The sequence below is a fragment of the Psychrobacter phenylpyruvicus DSM 7000 = NBRC 102152 genome (assembly GCF_000685805.1).
In the GTDB taxonomy this organism is placed as follows: domain Bacteria; phylum Pseudomonadota; class Gammaproteobacteria; order Pseudomonadales; family Moraxellaceae; genus Psychrobacter; species Psychrobacter phenylpyruvicus.
This window is the reverse complement of sequence record NZ_JMKP01000024.1, coordinates 1-24738: the sequence shown is the minus strand read 5'-3', so window position 1 is coordinate 24738 and position 24738 is coordinate 1. Positions and strand designations below refer to the sequence as shown.

The window sequence follows — 24738 nt, the reverse complement described above, 5'->3', positions numbered from 1 at the left end:
TAGCATCAAAAAATAGTTAGCATCAAAAAATAGTTAGCATCAAAAAAGCTCATGCGTCTAAGACACATGAGCCTTAATTAATACTAGCTCTGCTAACCTCATCACTGTTTAACACATAAGCTATGATGACTGTTACACACGCATAACTAGCACTAATAACTAAAAACTAAAATTAGTTCTTCTCTTTATCGATGATTTTGTTACCACCAATCCAAGGCATCATAGCACGTAGCTTAGCGCCTGTTTTTTCGATTTCATGGTCAGCATTGTTACGACGACGAGCAGTCATTGAAGGATAGTTAGTAGCCCCTTCGTTGATGAACATCTTCGCATATTCACCTGACTGAATACGTTTTAGAGCATTGCGCATGGCTTCACGTGATTGCTCGTTGATAACTTCAGGGCCAGTCACGTACTCACCGTATTCAGCGTTGTTACTGATTGAGTAGTTCATATCAGCGATACCGCCTTCATACATTAAGTCTACGATAAGCTTCAGCTCATGTAAGCACTCAAAGTAAGCCATCTCTGGGGCATAACCAGCTTCAGTTAAGGTTTCAAAGCCCATTTTAACCAGCTCTACTGCACCACCACAAAGTACCGCTTGCTCACCAAATAAGTCAGTTTCAGTCTCATCTTTGAAAGTGGTTTCAATAATACCTGAACGACCACCGCCAACACCAGCTGCGTAAGATAGAGCAACTTGCTTAGCTTGACCTGAAGCATCTTGGTAGATAGCGATTAGATCAGGGATACCACCACCTTTAACAAACTCAGAACGTACTGTGTGACCTGGCGCCTTTGGAGCAACCATAATAACGTCTAGGTCTTTACGTGGCACGACTTGGTTATAGTGGATAGAGAAACCATGAGCAAATGCTAGGGTTGCGCCTTCTTTAATGTTTGGCTCAATAACGTCTTCGTATAAAGATTTTTGGAACTCATCTGGCGTTAGAATCATAACCACTTCAGCTGATTGTACCGCTTCTGCAACTTCGGCTACTTTTAGACCAGCATTCTCAGCTTTTTTCCATGAGCCTGAATCAGCACGTAGACCTACAATTACATCAACACCTGAGTCTTGAAGGTTAAGCGCATGGGCATGACCTTGTGAACCATAACCAATAATAGCTACTTTTTTGCCCTGAATGATTGATAAGTCACAATCTTTATCGTAATAAACGTTCATAATTTAGTCCTTTTAAATACTTTCAAATGGTTTTGAAAATAGAGAGTGGTGTTGAAATTCAACTTGTTAATTTTTACAACTTTTCGATTAGCTCAAGCCTTGAAAGCAACTATTTAAACTAAAACTAACCAGTTAAACCGTAACTGACAAGTGCTTGAGCCATTACAAAATATATTTCACAAACAAAACTACTGCCAAATAAAACTACAGGCTAAGAGTACGCTCACCACGTAAGATACCAATCACACCTGAGCGAACCACTTCTAAGATACGGTCACGGCCGATAACTTCGATAAAGCCGTCAAGCTTAGCTTCATCACCAACAATTTGAATGGTATAAAGGCTTGAGGTGACATCCACGATTTGAGCACGGAATATGTCTGCACTGCGCTTAACTTCCGCTCGAGCGCTGCCGGTAGCTCGTACTTTAATTAACATTAATTCACGCTCTACGTGCGCATTGCTTGTTAAATCAATTACTTTAACCACTTCGATTAGCTTGTGCAAATGCTTAGTGATTTGTTCAATTTTGTCGGCGCTGGCGTTGGTGGTCAAAGTCAAACGTGAAATCGTCTCGTCTTCGGTAGGGGCCACGTTTAGAGTTTCAATGTTGTAGCCACGCTGTGAAAACAATCCAACCAGACGTGATAGCGACCCAGCTTCGTTTTCCATTAGTACAGAGATTAAGTGTTGCATTAGGTACGCTCCCCCTTAGATAACCACATATCGCGCATAGACTGTCCTGCAACTTGCATTGGATATACGTGCTCATTACGATCCACGTAAACATCAATAAATACAAGTTTGTCTTTCATTGCCATTGCTTCAGCCAGTTGCTCATCTAACTTGGCTGGATCAGTAATTTTGATACCAACATGGCCATAACTCTCTGCAAGCTTAACGAAGTCAGGTAACGACTCCATGTAAGAAGACGCATGACGGCCTTCATATAGCATATCCTGCCACTGTTTAACCATACCCAACTGAGCATTGTTTAGGCATAAAATTTTAACCGGCAACCCATACTGGAAACAAGTAGATAGCTCTTGAATGTTCATCTGAATCGACCCTTCACCGGTAATACAGACCACATCACGCTCAGGCTCTACTAACTTGGCAGCCATTGCATATGGCAAGCCTACACCCATGGTTCCTAAACCACCTGAGTTCAACCACTGGCGCGGTTCATTGTACTTGTAATAAAGTGCAGCAAACATCTGGTGCTGACCTACGTCACTGGTAATAATGGCATTACCGTTGGTCACTTCATATAATTTTTCTACCACAGATTGTGGCTTCATACCATTGTCAGTACTGGTGTCATAACGTAAACCATGACGCTTGCGCCATTCATCAATCTGTGACCACCAGTCTAGTAAGGCAGGTTGATCCAACTGTTTATCATCACCCTCAAGCAGCTGAAGCATATCGGTTAATACTGACTTTACATCACCTACGATTGGAATATCGGCATTAATGGTTTTTGAAATTGAAGCAGGATCAATGTCAATATGAATGATGGTCGCACTAGGACAGAACTTCTTCACATCATTGGTTACGCGGTCATCAAAACGCGCGCCCACTGCCAAAATAACATCGGCGTGATGCATGGTCATGTTAGCTTCATAAGTACCATGCATACCTAGCATACCTACGAACTGACGATCAGATCCTGGGAAAGCGCCTAATCCCATTAACGTATTGGTAACTGGTAAATTCAATTGATGCGCCAGTTTGGTTAACTCTTCATGAGCATTACCCAAGATAACACCGCCACCTGAATATAAAATTGGGCGCTTGGCTGACAATAGAGTTTCAATCGCTTTTTTAATCTGTCCACTATGGCCTTTTACAGAAGGCTGATAGGAGCGCAGATTTACTGATTCTGGATAATTGTATTCAAATTTCTCGTGCGGCGCAGTGGTGTCTTTTGGAATATCAATAACGACTGGACCTGGACGGCCAGACTGAGCAATATAGAATGCTTTTTTGATAATTTCAGGGATTTCACTGGCATGACGTACTTGGAAGCTGTGTTTAACGATAGGACGAGAAACCCCAACCATGTCTGTTTCTTGGAACGCATCATCACCAATTAAGTGCTTAGGTACCTGACCTGAAATAACAACCATTGGAATTGAATCCATAAACGCAGTAGCGATGGCAGTTACGGTATTGGTTGCACCAGGGCCTGAAGTCGCTAGTACTACGCCGGTTTTTCCAGTACGACGTGAGTAGGCATCTGCCATGTGACCTGCCGCTTGTTCATGACGTACCAAAATATGCTCAATGGCATCTTGTTTAAAGATAGCATCATAAATATGTAGAACGGCACCACCTGGATAACCAAAAATATACTCGACGCCCTCGTCAATTAATGACTGGACAAGCATTTCACCGCCTGAGAGCATGATTGGCCCATCGCCATTTTCTAGAAGTTCACGCTTTTTACCAAAGTTAATGGCAGCGTGTGCGGTTTGGGTATGCCCTGTCATATTAGGGCTTTGGGTTGTTTGAGTCACTGTCATCACCTATTTTATTGCGGGATGTGATAAGGCTTTTGTAATAAAATTTGCTGGTCAGCAAAGCATACTCATTGTATGCACCTAATACTTTAAATAGTCCGTTAAAAGATTATTGAGCTACTTTTAACTCTATTCAAACTTTCATTTTATTCATAATTTACAGCTCATATCCATAAAATTAAATAACCCTACAGACACGACAAAAAATACCAACAGGCATTAGCCATGTGATATGGGATCTTGAAAATACGGTGACGAAACGACGCTTAACAAAGCAATGTCTTATTAGATTAATAAGAGCATTTTTAAGAATTTAACAAGATTGGTGTGCTATTGACTCAAAGCTGCATAGTTAAATGCCACTATTGAAACATACAAATCGGGTTAAAGAGTATAAAGAATATACTCATCAAACTGAAGCCACCATAAGACTATGACTGCTATTCAGAATGATTACTTAGTCGCTGTAGACCGATAAGTCCCTGAACTAATAACAGTAAAAACAAACTGTCTAATTCATCACATCAAAAGAAGCCACCCTAGAGCGAATGGTAATCCAACAATAGTTGCTACTTTTTAGTTAACCCACTCAATAGAGAAGGCTAACCGACTAATCATGATTCTATAATCCGTTGTTTTGCTAGTTATGTCAACTAAATTTAATTAATACGACACCATACCTAATTTAATCAATTGAAATTAAATGATAAATATTTGGACATAAAAAACCCAAGAGTGATTCACTCTTGGGTCTTGGGGTAAGCCGCTACTACTGACGTACCAAACGACTTGGCTTCGGCAATAAGCGGCTATCGCTAACTCGGCAAGGATTAATATCAATGCCGCCACGACGAGTATACCAAGCACGAACCATTAACTTTGAAGGGCTATATCTTTGGCTTAGATCGGCAAATATTTGCTCCACACACTGCTCATGAAAGCCATTGTGCTGACGGAAACTAAGAATATAGGTTAGTAACTTTGCTTCATCAATATCCTGTGAAGTGGTGATATCAATCGCTAAAGTACCCCAGTCTGGCTGATTGGTTACCGGACAATTGCTACGCAGTAGGTTTGAGTACAGTTGATACTCTATCTCTGCTTGGTCAAGCGAGGGCTTAGAATCTGCATCCTCTGCCAATAGCGTAGCATCGGGATGCTCAACCAGTTCAACTTTGCCTTGTAAGTTATCTAATGCCTGATCGATACACTTACCTTGAGGGTGAGCAATTAAAAAACCTGAGTCAGCATCACGGCCAGAGCTAATGGCATCCAGCTCGAATAGCGAGACTTGAACTTCGGCTCCAACACAGGCTGCTAGGTCTTTTGCTATGGTTTGCTCTACTGTTTGCCAACTTTCAAACTCAGTAAAGTTCAGGCTATTTAAATACAGCTTAAGAGACTTGGACTCAACGATGTTGGGCGAGCTGGCGGGTATGCCAAAGCGGGCAATCGCCATCTGTGAAATGCCTTTGGAATTCAGCCAAGACACTTCAAAGGCATGCCACCAGTCTACCCCAACCTGTAAATTATCATCTTGCCAATTAATTTCTTTGCGGCCCATTGAGCGTGGGATTGCATACAAGGTATCTGGTTGATAAGTTTTTGGGTAGCTGGTGCTCTCCCCTAATACACCATGAATACTCATAAGTAAGTCCTATCCTAAATATAAAATTAAAGTATTACAGTCTCAAGCGTGAACCGTTATCCAGTAGACGATAAGCAATGACATAAAAAATCGCACAGAATACAAATATCGCGGCCATTGAGTACCAAACATTCACATCAGAATAACCCAGGATACCGTAGCGGAATGAGTTGACCATATAAACAATTGGGTTCAATAGCGAAATGTTTTGCCAAAATGGAGACAAATTCTCTAATGAATAAAATACCCCGCCCAAGTAAGTCAATGGAGTCAACACAAAGCTTGGAATAATCGAAATATCATCAAATGAGCGGGCAAATACTGCGTTAATAAAACCGCCCAATGAGAATAAAATAGAGGTTCCCAATACGGTAAACACCATGATAAAGAAGTGTTCGATACCTAACTCAGTAAAGAACTGAGCCACGATAGACACAATAATTGCAATCATTAGCCCCCGAAATACACCGCCTCCAATATAGCCAATCAATATGGAGTGTTTGGAGACCGGAGATACCAATAGCTCTTCAATACTGGAGGTGAACTTGGCACTAAAGAAGCTTGAAACCACGTTGGAGTAACTGTTGGTAATAACCGACATCATAATTAGACCCGGCACAATGAACTGCATGTAAGGCACACCGCCCATTTCTCCCACACGTGAGCCGATCATTTTACCGAAAATAATAAAATACAAACTCATGGTAATTACGGGAGGCAACAGAGTTTGTGGCCAAATACGTAAAATACGACGAATTTCTTTTATCAAGATAGTACGAAAGGCAACCCACTTTTGAGCAAAAGTTAAGCCATCATTGTTTGGTGCATTATTAACAGATTGTTTATTGATATTGCTCATAGTCCAGCCTCCTTCATACTATCTTTGCTTTGGACACCTTGTTCTACCAGACGCATAAATAGTTCTTCCAAGCGGTTGGCTTTATTGCGCATACTTGACACTTCAACGCCTTGCTGTGTTAATTGTTGGAACACCCCGTTTAATGACTCATCTTCTGTCAAGGTAACCTCAAGGGTTTGATTGTCAAGCTGAGAATAAGAGGTGATACCGCTAATAGACACTTCACCAGACACAGGTTGTTTGAAATCTAATATAAAGGTTTCAATAGACAACTGGGTTAGCAGCTCTTTCATTTCAGTATTAATGCGAATTTCACCATGGTCTAAAATGGCGATATAACGGCACAGCTGCTCTGCTTCTTCAAGGTAATGGGTGGTCAAAATAATGGTGGTTTTTTCTTCTTCATTAATTTGCTGCATAAACTCCCACATTGAGCGTCGCAGCTCAATGTCTACCCCTGCAGTAGGCTCATCCAAGATAAGAAGCTTAGGCTTATGGATTAGTGCCCGAGCAATCATTAGGCGGCGTTTCATACCGCCTGAGAGTTCACGGGCTTTATTATTACGTTTGTCCCAAAGCCCCAGAGCAGTCAACAACTTTTTGGCTCTTGGTCTAACCTCTTTAGCAGGAATACCGAAGTAACCCGCCTGAGTAATTAAGATGTCTTCAACCTTCTCGAACTGGTTAAAGTTAAACTCTTGCGGAACGATACCTAAATACTGCTTGGCAATTGAAGGGTTTTGTAATAAGTCAGTGCCAAATATTTGAACACTCCCTTCAGTAGGCTTAAATAACGAACTAATAATACCAATCATGGTTGATTTACCAGCACCATTCGGCCCTAGTAAAGCAAAAAAACCGCCTTGAGGTACAGTTAGATTCACATTCTTTAAGGCAGTAAAACCATTGCCATAGACTTTGGATAAATTATTAATCTGTAATGCAGGCGTTGTATTAGTCATAAATTCACATCTTTATTAGCTTTTATAGTGAGGATGATAATTGCTATATATGGTGCCGAAAATCTATTCTTAAACCCACCTTGAAACAAACATAGGCATTGATAATATTAATCAATCATTGAAACAACAAAAGACGCTCACTTTACAGTAAGCGTCTTCGTTATAAGCTATTGCATCCAAAGATCGTAGCCCAAGCGTCACTTCGAGCACTAATCAGCTTAGATTCTTGCAAATAGCCGTGATTAAAGCGACTCAGTCTTCAGCGATTAGCTAGACTGTTCAACCATATAATCAACTGCGTTTTGAACTTCTTCATCTGGGATGTCTGCACCACCACGAGCTGGCATAGCATTAAGTCCATTGATCGCGTGATCATACAAAGTGTTTGTACCTTGTGCTATACGAGGACCCCATGCGCCTGCATCACCAAACTTAGGCGCACCTAATACACCGCTGCCATGACAAGTTTGACAAATGGCATCATAAACTGCTTTACCATCACGAACTTCACCTTCAACACCAGTACTTGAGGCAGTTAAAGTGATATCACAGTTGTCATCACCTTCAAAGCAAACTTTACCGTAAGGCTGAATACGCTCAACAAGCTTTGGATACAAAGCAATTAGCTTCTTAACTTGAGGGGTATCTTCAGGAATAGGCTCTTCTTCCACTGGCTCTGCAGGTGCTGCAGCTTCGGCACCAGCCTCAGCTTCAGCGTCAGTGGCCTCGGCATCTGCTGGGGCTTCAGCAGCATCAGCTGGTGCATCAGTAGTCTCAGCAGCTACTTCTGTTGTTTTCGCAGCTGGATCAATGACGTCTTCAGCTTGGCTTAAAGAAATACCTGATAAACCAAGGATGGCGGCGGCGGATAACATCACGATTTTTTTCATGCGTCACAATCTCTTTTTAGAGCGACATCTCTGATCGGCTATTGCTAAATAATGGCTAAGCAGCTTCAAGACGTCGTGTATGATTGAGTGAATTGTTTTAACTTTTTAATATAAAACCAGTAATAAATTCTTTTCCCCAATATTATAATGGGAAAAGGGGGTTAAAAGCCATGTTTCAATGGTGACTCTTACGACAAAAGGCTATTTTTGGCCTTATTAAGTTACCCAATTATTACGAATGGTGCCTAATGTATCAAATTTTCGTAGGCTTTGTCATTTATTAAGCGTGATAACGTTGGTTTTTTTGATGGATTTTGCTAGACTAGCCAGCTTGAGTCCGGTTATCATCAACATCTCGAAGGATTATTCTTGAGTTAGATAGATGAAATTTACTCACTATTGCCAAAATATGCGCTTGTAGCTCAGTTGGATAGAGTATCGGTTTCCGAAGCCGAGGGTCGTGGGTTCGATTCCCGCCAAGCGCACCACTTTTTGCATTACTTTTTATTCTTATTTATTCTCATCCGCTTTATTGCTACCTGCGTAAAATAAAAATCCCCATAAAACAAAAAAAACAAACCAGCTAAAAAATAAAGCAAGGCTCCTGTTTGTTACTGTGAGCTACTTATTGCGATTGTGAGAACGCAGCTTTCTAGTTATTACCAAACAGCTGGCTCCCAAAACAACCACCATTTTTTTGTTCGCTAGGGTATGTTTGATATTGTTTAGGGAACTCCCCAATACCCTCTCTTTAATTAAAGCTCTGTCTCTTAAAGCTTGAATAGCCAATCCAGAAAACTGTTTACCTCGAGCAACTAAAGCTGAATATCTATCTGACTTTTTCGTCTCTTGTGCCACTTTTTGGCTAGACTTTATTCTGGCCTTGATGTGCTGCTCTGCTTTAGAAGGAAGTTTTTCTGAGACAATTGGTTGACCGTTAATATCATATTTTTTGGAAGCGCTACTTAGCCCATATTGTGGCGTTACGATACTTGCATCTGCTTTGGGCTGGTTGTCGCCCTGCTCAACAAATTGGCTCCGCTGTAAGCGGTGAAGGTAATCTTGTTCGGCTCTTTGCCAAACTTCTGTATATAACTGATTTAAGCTGCTGTGCTGCTTTGGTTCACCATATAGTTCGACTAGCATTTTGGCATCGGTTTTGGTTACCAACTTTAGTTGTTGATAGCCTAACTGCTGGTAATCGACTGGCAAACCAGCTACTAACCCACCAGGGATTTGTTCAAATACTTTAAAAGCAGGATCATCAAGGCTTTCACACTGTTTTGGACAAAAAGACTCCCAAGCCGCAAGATGATATAGCGACAACAGATCAGACTTATAATCCAAATGGGCTTTGCTTTTATCCCGAATTATAGCTCTAAGAGCAAGTACAGATTCTTTAAAACCGATGGGCCAAGGTAAAAACTGTTGAGCGACTTGGTATCTTTTATTGGGATCCTCCCTGTGTTTTTTTATATAGTTGGACCAAGATAGAAAACCAGTATCTGGTCTGCTTTCTGCCCTTAACTCAACATCCTGTAGAGTTTTTTCTTGTTGCCATCGCATAGTAACGTGAGCCTGTAAGTTTAATGAATAAAAATAACAATGAAAAACTAGAATGAGCTCAGTAAATGAGCCTCACACGATTCAAAACATCCAGTTTACTTTATTATTACAAGGGTTAACAGCCCAGAGCTATACGCCACTTAGTTCTATTCTTAGCTCCTCCACACTTGGAAGCTTATGAAAGTTAATAACCGTAACTTCACCCAAACGGCGACGCCCTAGGGCAGCATTGACATCTAACGTTAGTAAAGCTACCTTTTTAGCATTTCTTTCTAATACCAAATGATGCTCACGCATTAAAGCTGTAAAATCTGGGAAATTCTTACTAATTAGCTTTTTTAGCTTTAATAGTTGTTCATTGGATGCTTTGCCAAAGCTTCCAGCCTTACTATTAAACTTAGGCTTAGCTTTGTTTAAATTCATTTTATGGTTGGCAGCTTTATGAAGCCCCTTAGCTGCTGTCTTGGGCTTCATAACCAAGCCAATAACGAACAATACCAGAGCACATAAGAGTACTGCTCCGAGCAACACCGTGCCACTAAAAGTCTGATTCATACGTCCTCCTATTATTAATAGTATATTATGATACACAAACCCAAGTTTATATAGGTGTTTTATGACCAATGATATACAACAAGCCGTTACTCTACTTCAAAATGCGAAGCATATCTGTATCTTAACTGGGGCAGGTATCTCTGCAGAAAGCGGTATTCCTACCTTCCGGGACAAACAAACTGGACTTTGGGAGAACTTTAGGGCAGAAGATTTAGCAAGTATTGATGCCTTTGAGCGTGACCCTGAGATGGTTTGGTCCTGGTATCAATGGCGACGCAACCTGGTTAAAGACAAACAGCCCAACCCTGCTCATCACGCTTTAGCCGCATTACAACAATGGGCAAAGCAGCAAGGTAAGACTCTAAGCCTCATTACCCAGAACGTAGACGACCTTCATGAGCAAGCAGGCAGTCAGGTCACTCATTTGCATGGCCATTTATGGAAAAACAAATGCAGCCAATGCGAAACAGCGTACGAGGATGAGATCGATTATAGTCAAGATGCTCTCATTAACTGCGCTGAATGTGGCTCCTATATCCGACCTGACATTGTTTGGTTTGGTGAAATGTTGCCAGCGGGTGCCTGGCAGTATGCTGAACAGGCCTCAGCAGACTGTGATGTTTTTGTAAGTATCGGTACTTCAAGCTTAGTTTATCCGGCGGCTGGTTTGTCACAACTGGCAAAAAGTCAGGGGGCCAAGTTAATTGAAATCAACTTACATCCGACTCAAAATCCATTAATCGATGTGGTGTTAGCAGGCAAAGCTGGCGAAGTATTGCCTAATATATCTACTGCTTTACTGCAATAGAGTTGAATGGATATAAAAAAAGCTAATAAAAAGCTGATAAAAAAAAGCTAGGCTTTGAGATAAAGCCTAGCTTTTTTTTATAGTTTTTTGGGGTGATTACCGGGACAATGCCACTGTTTATTTTAAAAGACAATTTTATTTTAAAAACACCACAGTGTCCGAAAGCTCGTTACCTTCTGGATCGTGCTCTAAGTAGTAATGCTGTTTTAGCAGTAGGCCGATTTCATCTAATAAATCTAGCAAGCTTTGTTCTATATTGCCTTTGGCCATACCTGCTACCGCTTTATCACACATAGCCTGCCAAACTGTCGGACTAACATGAGTATTAATCCCTCTATCGGCCACAATCTCTAAGCTATGCTCGCAAACGTTAACGTATACCAGTACCCCTGTATTTTCCTCTGTATCCCAAACTCGGTACAAGCTAAATAAATCAACGGCTCGCTCACGAGTACCCACCCTATAAGCTAGATTAATGGGCAGATGGTTTTCTATGACTAAGAACACCTCACCACGATGCCCCTTCTCTACTTCGGTCACCTTGTGAGTAAGACGTTGCATGACTTCATCAGATACCCAGCGATTGTGCAATATCGGGATGAATGTTGCTTGGCGCCACCATCTTGCAAAGCTTGGCTCACTGACCACAGTATGTCCTTCAGCGACATTAGGGTGCGCAGATGTTAAGTCGGGCTTTGCTTTTTTTTGCATGTCAGTGTTACCTCAAACCTTATTTTTATATTAGCTATCGTAGCCATAGAGAGTTATCTATTAAGGGCATTAAATTTAAGGGCATTAAATTTAAGGGCATTAAATGCGATATATTGCGAGATGGAAGTCAGCTTTACCATGAGCCACCAGCACCGCCGCCGCCAAAGCCGCCGCCACCGCCTCCAAAACCACCGCCGCCGAAGCCGCCACCACCAAAACCACCGCCGCCAAAGCCGCCACCAGGGAATACAACCACACCGCCACGACGACCTCCACCTCCTTTTCCGCCACCCTTTCCACCGCCGCCACCGCCGCGTGAAATTAGGAATAGCCATAAAAAGATGGCCATAAAAATAGTGGTAAATAGCCCCGCGCCTGCGGATAGAGCCATTAAGGCAAAGCCACCCGTTGCAATAAAGGAGCCGAGGATACGACCTAAAACTGAGGTCAAAAACAAACCGAAAATTAGGGCAATAAGAAAAGTACCAAATAAAGAAGGAGAATCACCTACAGCTTGATTTTGTGCCTGAGCACGCTCTTTGGCTAAGGCATCAGACTGTGCTAAAACATCAGGATCGGCAACCAAACGCTCTTCGATACGGTTAATACCTTTCACCAATCCACCCGCATAATCACCTTGCTTAAATGAAGGGGTAATCTCCTCATCGATAATACGGTTTAGAGCAGCATCAGGTAGCACCCCTTCTAAACCATAACCTGACAAGATATATATATTACGATCGTTAACTGCGACCAGTATCAATAAACCATCATCGGTATCTTTATTACCCAATTGCCATTTATCTGCTACCTGCATACTGTACTGAAAGATATCCATACCACTAGTAGTAGGCACAGTCACTAACGCAGCTTGAGCCAAGCCTTGATCATAAATTTGGCGTAATCTTTGGGTTAATAGTTGCTTTTCTTGCGGGGTGAAAATGTTGGCCTGGTCCACCACAGGTGAGTTTAAAATAAGTTTATCGCTATCAACCCCCTGAGCAGTAGATTTACGAGGCTCAGCCGTGGCTACCTCTGACTGGCGGCGACTATCATCAGCACTAGCCTCGCCAATAGTAGGTATATTATCAGTAATGGCCTCGTTACCGAAGATGGCATCATTAATAGCTTCGTTTTGTTGGCCAGCTTTGGCAATGGCCACCATATCCTCAACACTTTGGTCGCCCAATTGCTGAGAAGACTGAGATGATGCCGCACTTGAAGCCTCACCATTCACAGCGAAACTTACAGGCGTTACCAATAAGGTCGCGCCTATTATTGACAATATTGACCAGCTTCGTTTCAACTTTTGCATGCGCATCATCACCACTTTATTCTAAGACACTTATTTTATAACTGCCCTCTCACCCAACCCTACTAGCTAAAAACAAACTAGCTAATGAAAAGACAGATCAATTTGTAGCTTATAGGTCAAATGCTTATAAGCTACTTTATTACAAACATCATCATGTTTGACTAAATCTCAGTCAAAATTTCCGCCAGTCTCTAATTATTCACCAAAATTAACTTCTGGAGCCGTTGAAATCTCTTTTTCATTTTCAACAGTAAAGTTAGGCTTAGGATCCATACCAAACACTTTAGCCGTAATATTAGTTGGGAATTGACGAACGGTAGTGTTGTAGCTTTGGACCTCTTGAATATAACGGTTACGAGCTACGGTAATACGGTTCTCAGTGCCTTCAAGCTGCGCTTGTAAATCTTGGAACAGCTTATCTGATTTCAGCTCAGGATAACGCTCAGACACTGCCATTAAGCGAGATAAAGCACCGGTCATTTCAGCCTGAGCCGCTTGATAATTCTCCATAGCTTGTGGATCATTCAAGGTTTCAGGAGTTAGCTGAATGCTACCTGCTTTTGAACGGGCCTCAGCAACCTGAGTGAATACTTCTTGTTCTTGATCAGCATACTGCTTAACTACCTTGACTAGGTTTGGTACTAAGTCATCACGGCGCTGATATTGGTTAACTACTTCTGACCAAGCTGCATTAACTTGCTCGTCTTGTGCTTGCAGGTTGTTATAACCACAACCTGATAAGCTCACTGCCGACATGCCTAATACAGTTGATAACATAAGTGGCTTAAGGATTGATTTACGTGACATAACTGCTCCAAAAATTTTCAAATTATTTTACATTAAAGGTAAGTTTGCTAATCTGACTTTAGATTTTTTAAACTTAATAGTAAGGGTGTTGCAATTGTACTGTTGAATGATGTCAAAGCACAATTAATACAATTCTTTGTTACCTAAATACAACCTCATTACCCTAATATAACGATAGTAATGGTCTATTCAAAGGCTATCAACTTGCTAATTATTATATTTTTTTTTATAAAATAGTTGAAAATAATCTAGCAATTTGCTTTTTTTTGTGGCAAATTGCAGTTACTTAGAAGTACTTTTTAGTAACATTCAGCTAAGCTAACTTACAGTTACTAATAGTACAACTTACTTATGTGTTTGTGTTTATCTAATTGTATTGGTTAGATTTTTTCTACAGAACTGTTAATTAAATAAGCGCTGTACACACTTTTAGATTATTACAATTAATTGAGCGACAGGTACGTTACTCAATTTGTTAACACTAGGAAACACACTATGGAAGGCATCGTAAGTGCTTTAAACACAGTTATTTGGAGTCCTGCCCTAATCTACCTCTGTTTAGGAGCAGGTTTATTCTATTCAATCATGACCCGCTTTGTTCAAATTCGCCTGTTTAAAGAGATGCTTCGCCTTCTTTTTAAAGGCAAACCAGACAATGACGGTATTTCTTCATTCCAAGCCCTTGCCGTAGCCCTTGCTGGTCGTGTCGGTATGGGTAACATTGCCGGTGTTGCTGCCGCTATTGGCTTCGGTGGTCCAGGCGCAGTATTCTGGATGTGGATTGTGGCCTTCTTAGGGGCTTCTACTGCTTATGTAGAATCTACCTTGGGTCAGATCTATAAAGAGCGTGATGTTATCACTGGCGAATATCGCGGTGGTCCAGCCTATTACTTTGAACGAGCTTTAGGTCAAAAATGGTATGGTATTTTATTTGCCATATCTTCTATTATTGCTTGTGGTATCTTCTTACCTGGTGTACAGGCCAACGGTGTGGTTAATGCTGTAGCCCAAGTAACCGGCGAAGGTACGATGATGAATTTTATGGGCTTAGATGTAGGCTCTAGCCGTCTAATTGCTCTAGCTATTATTTTATTAGTATTAGGCTTCATCATCTTCGGCGGTATTAAGCGTATTGCTAACTTCGCTGAATATGCCGTTCCATTTATGGCCGTAGGTTATATCGTTTTAGCCATCTTAATCATGTTCACCAACTTCAGTAAAGTTCCTGAAGTATTTGGTATGATTATCGGTGATGCCTTCACAGCTCAAGCAGGCTTTGGTGCTGCTATTGGTTGGGGTGTAAAACGCGGTATCTACTCCAATGAAGCCGGTCAAGGCACAGGGCCACACGCTGCAGCAGCTGCAGCCGTGGATCATCCTTCACAGCAGGGCTTGGTTCAGGCTTTCTCAGTTTATGTAGATACTCTGCTAGTTTGTTCTGCTACTGCGTTCATGATTCTATCTACCGGTATGTACAATATTCAAGGCACATTACCTGACGGTCAGTTTATCGTCCAAAATGTCGCTGCAGATATTGAGATTAACTCGCCTTCATTTACTCAAATGGCGATGGAATCTGTGTACGGTACTTTCGGTGATTCTTTCATCGCAATCGCGGTATTCTTCTTCGCGTTTACCACTATCCTAGCCTACTACTATATCGCTGAAGTTAACATCTCTTACTTAACCCGCTCTATGGGCAAAGGCGCCAGTAAAACTGGATTGTTCTTAGTCAAAGTTATTATCATGTTGATGGTCGCTTATGGTGCCTTAAACAGCTCAGGTTACATCTGGGGTCTAGGCGACGTAGGTGTTGGCTTGATGGCTTGGTTAAACATCGTTGGTATTATTATTATCTTCTTTGTAGCAAAACCAACATTAACTATGCTGAAAGACTATGAGGCACAGTTGAAAGCGGGTGGCGGTACTTCTGAGAAACGCTTCGTATTTGATCCTAAGAAGTTCGGTATCAAAAATGCCACTTACTGGGAAGATCGCTACAAGCAAACTGTTGAAGCCAATCGTAAAAACGATCTTAAATAGTTCAGCAAGTTAACAATCAAATTAATGTAAAAACCCGATGCTTTAAGCATCGGGTTTTTTATGTCTATCACTTACTGCACTAGCCTTCTGGAAAAAGCACCTTATCAATCACATGAACCGTACCATTACGAGTAGGAATATCGGCTGCCTTAATCATCGCCGTTCGCCCTATCCCGTCTTTTATCCTCTTTTGATTGGTAATGGTTAATTGATAATTATTAAAAGTGGTCAGCCGACTGGGCTGCATCTGCGCCACAGTCAGCGGCTGAGGTGTTTTTAGCACATGATAAGCCAATAAAATACGCAGCAGAGGTTTATTTTGCATTAGTTTTTGTTTGGTCATTGTGGTTTCATTAAACCAAGCCTCAAAAGCAGCATTATCTGGAGCAAAAATTGTGTAATTACTCCCTGCAAATCTAAGCACGCCCGTTAACCCTGCTGCATCAATGGCCTCTACCAATATTGATAAATTAGGATTTCGTCTTGCCAACTGTAAAGCGTTTTCTGAGGCATCATAACTGATGGGGGTAGAAGTAGCTGCAGTGGCAGTATTAGATAAAGGAGCTTGCGTAGGCTGAATAACCGATAGAGCCGAGGGGCTTTGACTGAAGCTGCTATAAATAGCATTGGGCTGTCGCAGCGTAGACTGGTTAATGATGGAGTTTGTGGCTGAGCCACTAGAAACAGGCGTCTTAGACTGAGCGCTGCTTGGGCTAGCAGTGACTGCCATTAAAGCCATAGCCAGTGTCCATACGGGCATAGTTTTTATCATAAAATACATCCTTTTATATGAGTCACCTTAGTTTATACAAAGAAAATCTGTTGTGTCTATTTTCTTATATACTCAGACCAACTTTTTTATGTGATTAATTTTAGGTATAACGCTGTTAAATTAACCCCATTAGCTTAGCTGCCTTACTGCATATTGCTATGGCTTTATACCTGTAGAGAATTAGATATTCACAAGCAGTATGCTACACTAACCTAAATTTTAGAAATCTTATTTGGCAACCCGTAGCTCCAAATATATATAGTAGTTCCAAATACATATAGATGTAGAAGAGATTTCTGTCCCTGTTAACTCAATATATAAGATAGCACTATGGCCACCTGCTCACACCCCGAACACAACCCGCCAAAAGCCAATACCGATACCCCTAAAAAAAGGGAGCATAACCCAGCAAACTTTAAGCTGACGCCGCCAGAAAGCTTGCCTTATAAAGACCAGCAACAGACGGCTCGCCAGCGTATCGTTGAACATTTAGAACAACGTATTTTAATGCTTGACGGTGCGATGGGCACCCAAATTCAAACTTTTAAGCTGCAAGAAGCGGACTATCGAGGCGAGTGCTTTGCTGACTTCCATCAAGATGTACAAGGTAACAACGACTTACTGGTACTAACCCAGCCAGATATCATCAAGAGCATTCATCGCGATCACTTGACTGCGGGTGCTGACATCATCGAAACCAACACGTTTAATGCGACTCAGATTTCTATGGCAGATTATGCGATGGAGCATCTGGTGCCAGAAATTAACCGTGAAGCAGCACGTATCGCCCGTGAAGTAGCTGATGAGTTCACCGCACAGAACCCTGACAAGCCTCGCTTCGTGGCAGGGGTTATCGGACCAACCTCTCGCACTTGCTCGCTATCGCCTGATGTCAATGACCCTGCTTTTCGTAACGTGACCTTTGATGAGCTGGTTGATAACTATACCGAAGCTTTATACGCCTTAATCGAGGGCGGTATTGACCTTATTTTGGTGGAGACCATCTTCGATACCCTGAACGCTAAAGCGGCTATTTTCGCCATTACCGGAGTATTTGAGGTCATCGGCTATGAGCTGCCCATCATGATATCAGGCACCATTACCGATGCCTCTGGTCGTACCTTATCAGGCCAAACCGCTGAAGCTTTTTATAACTCAATTCGTCATGCCAAGCCACTATCAGTAGGCTTTAACTGTGCTTTGGGCGCTGATGCTTTAAGACCTCATATTCAAACGTTATCAGATATTGCTGATACCTATGTGTCTGCGCACCCGAATGCCGGCTTGCCCAACGAATTTGGTGAATACGACGAGACTCCTGAAGAGACCGCTGCCCTACTCAATGGTTTTGGTAAAGCGGGAATCCTAAATATTGTTGGTGGCTGCTGTGGTACTCGCCCTGAGCACATCAAAGCCATTCATGATGTGATGCAACAATATCCGCCACGTAAGATTCCGACTATCCCACCAGCGTGTCGTTTGTCTGGTCTAGAGCCTTTTAATATCACCGAAGACAGCTTATTTGTTAACGTCGGTGAGCGTACCAACGTTACTGGTTCTAAAAAATTCTTACGACTTATCAAAACCGGTGAATTTACTGAAGCATTAGATGTGGCACGCGACCAAGTAGAGGGCGGCGCTCAAATTGTCGACATCAACATGGATGAAGGCATGCTCGACTCCAAAGGAGCGATGATTCACTTCTTAAACTTAGTCGCTGGCGAACCTGATATTAGCCGTGTGCCACTGATGATTGACTCTTCAAAATGGGACATCATTGAAGAGGGTTTGAAGCGGACTCAAGGTAAAGCAGTGGTTAACTCCATTTCGCTAAAAGAAGGCTATGACGAATTTGTTGAAAGAGCCAAACTGTGTATGCGTTATGGTGCAGCGGTTATTGTTATGGCCTTTGATGAAGATGGTCAGGCAGATACTTATGAGCGCAAAATCGAAATCTGTCAGCGTAGCTATGACGTCTTAGTTAATGACGTGGGCTTCCCGAGTGAGGACATCATCTTTGACCCCAATATCTTTGCAGTAGCAACCGGTATCCCTGAGCATAACAACTACGGCGCAGACTTTATTAACGCGACCCAGTGGATTACTGACAATCTACCCAATGCCATGGTATCAGGTGGTGTCTCAAACGTTTCGTTCAGTTTCCGTGGCAACCCCATTCGTGAAGCAATTAACGCAGTCTTCTTATACCACGCTATTAAAGCAGGGCTAACCATGGGTATCGTCAACCCTGCCATGCTTGAGGTATATGACGAAATTCCAAAAGAAGCGCGTGAAGCCATTGAAGATGTAATGCTTAACCGTAACCAAGGTGAAAGCGGTCAAGACGCCACTGAACGCTTAATGACCATTGCCGAAGCCTATGTGGCTGGCGGTAAGAAAAACGATGGTACGGTCGATTTATCATGGCGTGAACAGTCAGTTGAAAAGCGCATTGAGCATGCCTTAGTCAAAGGTATTACCACTTACATTGATGAAGATACTGAAGAGGCACGTCTCAAATACCCCAAACCGCTGCATGTGATTGAAGGGCCATTAATGGACGGTATGAACGTGGTCGGCGATTTATTTGGGGCGGGTAAAATGTTCCTACCTCAAGTTGTGAAGTCAGCCCGTGTTATGAAACGAGCGGTTGCGGTATTAAACCCTTACATTGAAGCTGAAAAGGTAGAAGGTGAAGTTAAGGGTAAAGTGGTTATGGCCACGGTCAAAGGCGACGTGCACGATATCGGTAAAAACATTGTCGGCGTGGTACTGGGCTGTAACGGCTATGACGTGGTCGATCTAGGCGTTATGGTGCCCTGTGACAAAATTTTGGACACCGCTATTGCTGAAAAAGCAGACATTATCGGTCTGTCTGGTCTAATCACCCCTAGTCTTGATGAGATGGTCTATGTGGCCAAGCAAATGCAAGAGCGTGGCATGGATCTACCTCTTATGATTGGCGGTGCGACTACCTCTAAAGCCCATACTGCGGTTAAAATCGAACCCAATTATCAAAACGATGCGGTAATTTATGTGTCTGATGCTTCACGTTCTGTCGGTGTGGTGACGAAGCTGCTTTCTAAAGAACATCGTGTGGAGCTGATCAGAGAGACGCGTGAAGAATATGAGAAAGTACGCGAGCGTCTGGCCAATCGTAAGCCAAAAGCGGCCAAGCTAAGCTATGAAGAGTCTATCGAGCAAGGCTTCCAGTTTGATTGGGACACTTATACCCCGCCTACTCCGAATGAGCTAGGACAAGTTGTTTTCGACAGTTATCCTATTGAAAACTTAATTCCGTACATCGACTGGACACCCTTCTTTATCTCTTGGGGCTTAGTTGGCAAATACCCCAAAATCTTTGACGATGAAGTGGTCGGCAAAGAAGCTAAAGACTTATTTGGCAATGCCCAAGAGTTGCTACAGAAGTTTATGGATGAGAACTTGGTGACGCCGAAAGGGGTGTTCAAAATCATGCCGGCTAAACGCACCGATCATGACACGGTTACCGTCTATGACAAACCACCTAGTGAAGGCGGTCAGCCAACGCATGTGTTTGAGCATCTACGTCAACAGTCAGATAAAGCCAGTGGCAAGCCAAACTATAGTCTGGCCGACTTTATCTCGCCATCAGATGATCACACTGATTATTTAGGCGGATTTACCGTTTCTATTGAGGGGGCTCAAGAACTATCGGATGCCTATAAAGAAGCTGGCGATGACTATAACGCCATTATGGTCCAAGCACTTTGCGACCGCCTAGCAGAAGCCTTTGCTGAACACTTGCATGAGCTGATCCGTACTAAGTATTGGGGTTATCAACCTGAAGAACAGTTGAGTAATGAAGAGCTGATTAAAGAGAAGTATGTCGGTATTCGTCCTGCACCAGGCTACCCTGCCTGCCCTGAGCATACTGAAAAAGGCAAATTGTTTGATTGGTTAGACACCACCAATGCTATCGGTACCTATCTGACTGAAAGCTATGCTATGTGGCCTGCTTCTTCTGTCAGTGGCTTCTATTACTCGCACCCTGAGAGCGTCTATTTCAATGTGGGTAAAATTGACCGTGATCAGTTAGAAGATTATGCCAAACGTAAAGATTGGGATATTAAAACTGCTGAGAAGTGGTTGAATCCTAATTTGGCTTAGCTTAGGTTTCAGTTTAGATAAGATAAAAACTTAATTAAAATTGTTAAATATATACTTATAAACTATTATAAGAACTTAAGTTTAGGTAAACAAAATGGATATTAAAAAACTTTGCGAAAATCCAGAGTGTGGTCATATTGAATATAAAAGTGAGTGGTATTGGGACTTAAATCAAAGCACAGATGAAAATACTGATAAAACAAAGTTATGGGGTGAGTTTATCAAAGACATTCTTGCTCTAATAAACTCAAATATTAAAAGTTTCGGTAAGACTCGTTATATGATTATTGGGTTCAATGAAAAATTAAAACAATTTTCCAACTTCAACCTTAACGAAACAAATTTCAATATATTAAAAAATAAAATAAGATCAAAAATAGATAATTTTATTTCTGATTCCGAAGATATTGATTATAGTATTGACTATGAAATAGTTGATAGTATTAATATTGTAGTTTTCAAAATCGAGCAACCTTATAAGCTTCATTGTTTGACTAAAAATATTCAAACAAAAACCTCAGATTATAAACAAAACGTTATTCTATATAGAGGTAATGACGGAAATACAACTGGTAGCGACGATAATGTCGGCGTCATGCATCCAAGAGATATTAGAAAACTTGAGTCTAAAATTAAAGATAAGTATGGCTCCAAGTTCGTATCAATTCAAAATCGTCGAACCAAAACTATTAGTAAAACAATTTATTCTTATTTAGAAAAAAACAATATTGAAAAACTATCAGAAGGTTTCCCCAAGAAAGCAAAAAAAAATGGTAAAGGTTACTTTGAGTTATATGAACTAGAAAAAAAATTAGATGGTACCAAATCTTATTTTGCATATATTAGTGATGAAAATATAAAAAGCTCCATTGAGAACTTACATAATAGCTTTCTAAAGTTAGGCAATAGAAATAATACTATCCATCTACTAGTAGATAAGCCTAAGAAAACGTCTCCTGAACAACGTCTTGTTTATATTAAACGAACTTATGAACAACTATTTTCAGCCAAAATCAACATAGATTTTATTGAAGATTTTGGTAAAAAATATCTATATGAAGAATATCTTAAACCACTAGCTTTTGAGCAAAACTTTCCAAATACAGAAAATTTCATTGAGAGCTTTTCATCCCGAACAGATGAAAATCACGAAAGCATATTTGCAACTGATATTATCAAAGAATGGTACTTAGAAGAAAACAGTCCTCTTATTGTTTTAACTGGTCCAGGTGGAGTTGGTAAAACTACAGTAGTCAGAAACTTTTTGAATACACAACTGAAAGCTCTTCGAGGCAATTCAGACCATTATGTTCTTTTTTTAGACTCTTCAAGCTTACTTGAGCAATTAAAGTCAGATAGAATATCATCAATATATGATTTATATAAAGCAGAAATTTCAGACTCAGAGCACTTTACTGAAGAGTTATTTAAACTATCTATAGATAATGGTAGTTTCATCATAATTCTTGACGGCCTTGATGAAATCATATCGGGTGTTAATATCAAATTTCAATTACAAGACTTCTTAAATAATATTTTTGTAGACTATTGTTTTAATCTTGCAAAAACGAAAATAATAATCACTTGTAGGGATTATATTTGGGAAGAATCAATTAATTTGATATCTGAGGATTTTAATATTGAAAAGCTAGATATTAAACCTTTTAACTATACACAAACTACGAACTTCTTCGAAATTTGCTTCAAGAATGATATAAAATCACAGAAGAAGTCTTTAGATATGGTGAAAACTCTTATTAGTAAGTCAAATGAAACTTATTATAGTCCCTTTATGCTAGATACAGTTAGTGACTTAGTGCGATCAGGAGTAGTTAAAAGTGATATTAATAAAATATTTGATATAGATAATAGCGATGCAGATAATCTTTGTCTTTTAAAAAATAATATCTTAGACTACCTAGTATATGCAGTCTGTAAACGTGAAGTTAAAAAAATCAACGTTGATTTGATTAAACAAATTAAAATACTTTGTAAAATAAGTGAAATCAGTAACCCTATAGATAAAACGTCTTTTACATATATAGTAAGAGATATTATTGATAACGCTGATGACTCAACTGTAAATTCATTACTTACTCATGCGTTTATTCGTTATAGCTCAAATAGATCTATAGTCATAAGATACGATTTCTTAAAAGATTTCTTCTTAAGGGTTTCTATTGCTCAACACTTTTCAAATGAATACCATATAGAATCAAATATACTTTCAAGCCTAGTGTCTAAAGTCAGTTATTTAAATAACTTCTCAATTGAAATAGGAAATCGCTTATCAAAATCAAGTGCTGAAGATTTACTTTTTTATATACTACAGGTTATTGAACAAATCCATGAACAAATAGAATTAACCGAAGATGAACAGCTCATTAAGAACCATCAACTATACATTTCGAATTTGTTTATATTGTATCTAGGCATCTTAAAAGCTAAGAACTGTTTAACTAACTCACATGACTTAAATCAAGCATTAAATGATGTATTCTCTGATGCAGAAAATCACTTGAATAGATTGTATTTATGTAATATAAGAGATATAAAAAACAATCCAAAACTTTTATTCAATTTCTCTGACTTAACTATTGATAATTGCTATATTGATAACTACCATGGCTTTACTGAATGTAAATTCAACGATAATACACTCTTCAAAACTGGTAGTATTAGTATTGAATCTATTAATAGCTATAAGTCAGACTTAAAACCTGAAAATATATCTCATCAAATAATTAAGCTTGGAAAAACAGCAGAGTTTTTAGATAATATTAAAGACTCTTTAAAAGAAAACACCTCTAACAAAAGTGATGCATTAAAGAAGTTCATCAAGTTATTTATCAAAAACGGTCGATTTATGCCCAAAAAAGTGGTAGAAGTTAGAAACAAAAAAGGAGGAGTTGCTGTAGATAAAATGCTTGCAATAGGTGTCATCACGATTAATAAAAACTCTAAATTAAATCAAGATGAATATATCATTGATCCAAAAGTAGCTGATGTATTGTATAAGTTCTGGGATAGCGGTTTTACAAGCCCTCAAATAAGAGAAATAGTTGAATCAATGTAATTAATGCTCCTTTTTTTTGAATATAATGATTCCTAGAGAGTTACCTAACTCAACATCTGACTGATGGGTTACATCTTGTTAGTATTCTCAAATAATAACCCGATGAGCCTACTCTATAAAGTCTTAATTTTTAAATTATATTTTTAAATAATCAATAATCTCTTTAATGTTTTTTAGCTCTAATTGTGGTAGGTCATAAGGTTTAAATCGTATCACATACACCCATGAATTTGAGTCAAATCCGACTTAACCAAAAAAAGACACAAAATGAAAATTTGTGTCTTTTTTATATGCTGCTAATGAAGCTTGCAGTTCAGCTTAGCCCTAATTGAAATAAGACACGCCAAGTTGCAATCAGTGGCTATGCCTGCGAACTCACTGCTAGGAAGCTAAAATAAAAATAGCCTTTAGAACATTTCCAACCGTGGCTCACTTGCTAATAAAGGCTTAACCGCTTCCATAAACTTATTGAAATGACTAGATTTAGAATGCTGCTCCATCGCCCCTTTATCGGCATACTCTTCAAAGAACAAGAATTCATTGTCATTTTCAGTACTTTTGAATAATTTATAGGTCACAACGCCCGCTTCTTTTCTACTATTAGCTATCAATTCATCAGTAAGTTGTTGGAATTGTTCACTTTTGCCCTCTTGTAGAGTAAGCATCCGACCATCCCATCTTTTTTTCTATTAAAAAATGCGAGATAGTGTCCATGAACAAATAATCGTGGACACTAACATGACAACACAATCTCCTAATACACCCAAACGAAGAACTTACAGCGGCGAGTTTAAAGCACTTTTAGTAAAAGAAGTGACAGACTCAGGTCGATCAATTGCCAGTATCGCTCGAGAGCATGGCAT

Annotated in this window: 19 protein-coding genes and 1 tRNA gene; 6 read left to right on the top strand and 14 right to left on the bottom strand. The window is 40.3% G+C overall.

Features of this window, described 5'->3' with window-relative positions; translation table 11 throughout:
• Nucleotides 1-172: 172 nt before the first annotated feature.
• The 7 genes from ilvC to G561_RS0109675 all read right to left on the bottom strand — a co-directional run bounded on the left by ilvC (nucleotide 173) and on the right by G561_RS0109675 (nucleotide 8073).
• Entirely contained in the window at nucleotides 173-1189 is a 1017-nt protein-coding gene (gene ilvC, locus G561_RS0109705; protein ID WP_028859382.1) for a ketol-acid reductoisomerase, read from the bottom strand.
• Nucleotides 1190-1393: 204 nt separating this feature from the next.
• A complete protein-coding gene (ilvN, locus tag G561_RS0109700; RefSeq protein WP_028859381.1) occupies nucleotides 1394-1885 on the bottom strand; it encodes an acetolactate synthase small subunit in 492 nt (163 codons plus the stop codon).
• On the bottom strand, nucleotides 1885-3600 hold the full coding sequence (locus G561_RS0109695; RefSeq protein WP_028859380.1) for an acetolactate synthase 3 large subunit: 1716 nt from the start codon (nucleotides 3598-3600) through the stop codon (nucleotides 1885-1887). The genes ilvN and G561_RS0109695 overlap by 1 nt, the downstream gene beginning before the upstream one ends.
• Nucleotides 3601-4483: 883 nt before the next feature.
• On the bottom strand, nucleotides 4484-5362 hold the full coding sequence (gene queF, locus G561_RS0109690) for an NADPH-dependent 7-cyano-7-deazaguanine reductase QueF (protein ID WP_028859379.1): 879 nt from the start codon (nucleotides 5360-5362) through the stop codon (nucleotides 4484-4486).
• 34 nt (nucleotides 5363-5396) lie between these two features.
• Entirely contained in the window at nucleotides 5397-6221 is an 825-nt protein-coding gene (locus G561_RS0109685; RefSeq protein ID WP_028859378.1) for an ABC transporter permease, read from the bottom strand.
• Nucleotides 6218-7183 (bottom strand): ABC transporter ATP-binding protein, encoded by a 966-nt coding sequence (locus G561_RS0109680; RefSeq protein ID WP_028859377.1) that lies wholly within the window; start codon nucleotides 7181-7183, stop codon nucleotides 6218-6220. Before G561_RS0109680 ends, G561_RS0109685 begins: the two co-directional genes overlap by 4 nt.
• Before the next feature lie 266 nt (nucleotides 7184-7449).
• Complete coding sequence (locus G561_RS0109675) at nucleotides 7450-8073, bottom strand: c-type cytochrome (protein WP_028859376.1); 624 nt, start codon at nucleotides 8071-8073, stop codon at nucleotides 7450-7452.
• 411 nt (nucleotides 8074-8484) lie between these two features.
• Here G561_RS0109675 and G561_RS0109670 point away from each other — a divergent pair.
• Nucleotides 8485-8561, top strand: a tRNA-Arg gene (locus G561_RS0109670).
• 133 nt (nucleotides 8562-8694) lie between these two features.
• Here the strand turns inward: G561_RS0109670 and G561_RS0109665 are convergent.
• Both G561_RS0109665 and G561_RS0109660 read right to left on the bottom strand, forming a co-directional pair.
• Nucleotides 8695-9639, bottom strand: a complete 945-nt coding sequence (locus G561_RS0109665) for a hypothetical protein (protein WP_028859375.1) — start codon at nucleotides 9637-9639, stop codon at nucleotides 8695-8697.
• A 129-nt stretch (nucleotides 9640-9768) separates the two neighbouring features.
• On the bottom strand, nucleotides 9769-10194 hold the full coding sequence (locus tag G561_RS0109660; protein ID WP_028859374.1) for a hypothetical protein: 426 nt from the start codon (nucleotides 10192-10194) through the stop codon (nucleotides 9769-9771).
• 61 nt (nucleotides 10195-10255) lie between these two features.
• Here G561_RS0109660 and G561_RS0109655 point away from each other — a divergent pair, with 61 nt between their 5' ends.
• The gene (locus G561_RS0109655) at nucleotides 10256-11002 is read left to right on the top strand and encodes an SIR2 family NAD-dependent protein deacylase (RefSeq protein WP_028859373.1); all 747 of its coding nucleotides are present in this window, start codon (nucleotides 10256-10258) and stop codon (nucleotides 11000-11002) included.
• Nucleotides 11003-11137: 135 nt separating this feature from the next.
• Here the strand turns inward: G561_RS0109655 and G561_RS0109650 are convergent, their stop codons facing one another.
• The 3 genes from G561_RS0109650 to G561_RS0109640 form a co-directional block, all read right to left on the bottom strand.
• On the bottom strand, nucleotides 11138-11713 hold the full coding sequence (locus G561_RS0109650) for a TPM domain-containing protein (protein ID WP_037032124.1): 576 nt from the start codon (nucleotides 11711-11713) through the stop codon (nucleotides 11138-11140).
• 133 nt (nucleotides 11714-11846) lie between these two features.
• Entirely contained in the window at nucleotides 11847-13028 is a 1182-nt protein-coding gene (locus G561_RS0109645) for a TPM domain-containing protein (protein WP_028859371.1), read from the bottom strand.
• Between the two features lie 195 nt (nucleotides 13029-13223).
• Nucleotides 13224-13835, bottom strand: a complete 612-nt coding sequence (locus G561_RS0109640) for a LemA family protein (RefSeq protein ID WP_028859370.1) — start codon at nucleotides 13833-13835, stop codon at nucleotides 13224-13226.
• Between the two features lie 495 nt (nucleotides 13836-14330).
• Here G561_RS0109640 and G561_RS0109635 point away from each other — a divergent pair, with 495 nt between their 5' ends.
• Nucleotides 14331-15878, top strand: a complete 1548-nt coding sequence (locus tag G561_RS0109635) for an alanine/glycine:cation symporter family protein (RefSeq protein ID WP_028859369.1) — start codon at nucleotides 14331-14333, stop codon at nucleotides 15876-15878.
• 79 nt (nucleotides 15879-15957) lie between these two features.
• Here G561_RS0109635 and G561_RS0109630 read toward each other — a convergent pair whose 3' ends face one another.
• Entirely contained in the window at nucleotides 15958-16650 is a 693-nt protein-coding gene (locus G561_RS0109630) for a fasciclin domain-containing protein (protein ID WP_227674012.1), read from the bottom strand.
• 330 nt (nucleotides 16651-16980) lie between these two features.
• Between G561_RS0109630 and metH the strand changes: the two genes are divergently transcribed.
• A complete protein-coding gene (gene metH / locus G561_RS0109625; RefSeq protein WP_028859367.1) occupies nucleotides 16981-20799 on the top strand; it encodes a methionine synthase in 3819 nt (1272 codons plus the stop codon).
• Between the two features lie 94 nt (nucleotides 20800-20893).
• Nucleotides 20894-23875, top strand: a complete 2982-nt coding sequence (locus G561_RS0109620) for an NACHT domain-containing protein (RefSeq protein WP_028859366.1) — start codon at nucleotides 20894-20896, stop codon at nucleotides 23873-23875.
• Nucleotides 23876-24282: 407 nt separating this feature from the next.
• Here the strand turns inward: G561_RS0109620 and G561_RS14405 are convergent, their stop codons facing one another.
• Nucleotides 24283-24540 carry a putative quinol monooxygenase gene (locus G561_RS14405; protein WP_051584488.1) on the bottom strand — a complete coding sequence of 86 codons (258 nt, stop codon included), beginning with the start codon at nucleotides 24538-24540 and terminating at the stop codon, nucleotides 24283-24285.
• Between the two features lie 31 nt (nucleotides 24541-24571).
• On the opposite strand from G561_RS14405, the gene G561_RS15715 reads away from it, so the two are divergent.
• A partial coding sequence (locus tag G561_RS15715; protein WP_155954117.1) for a transposase occupies nucleotides 24572-24738 on the top strand: 167 nt, incomplete at its 3' end.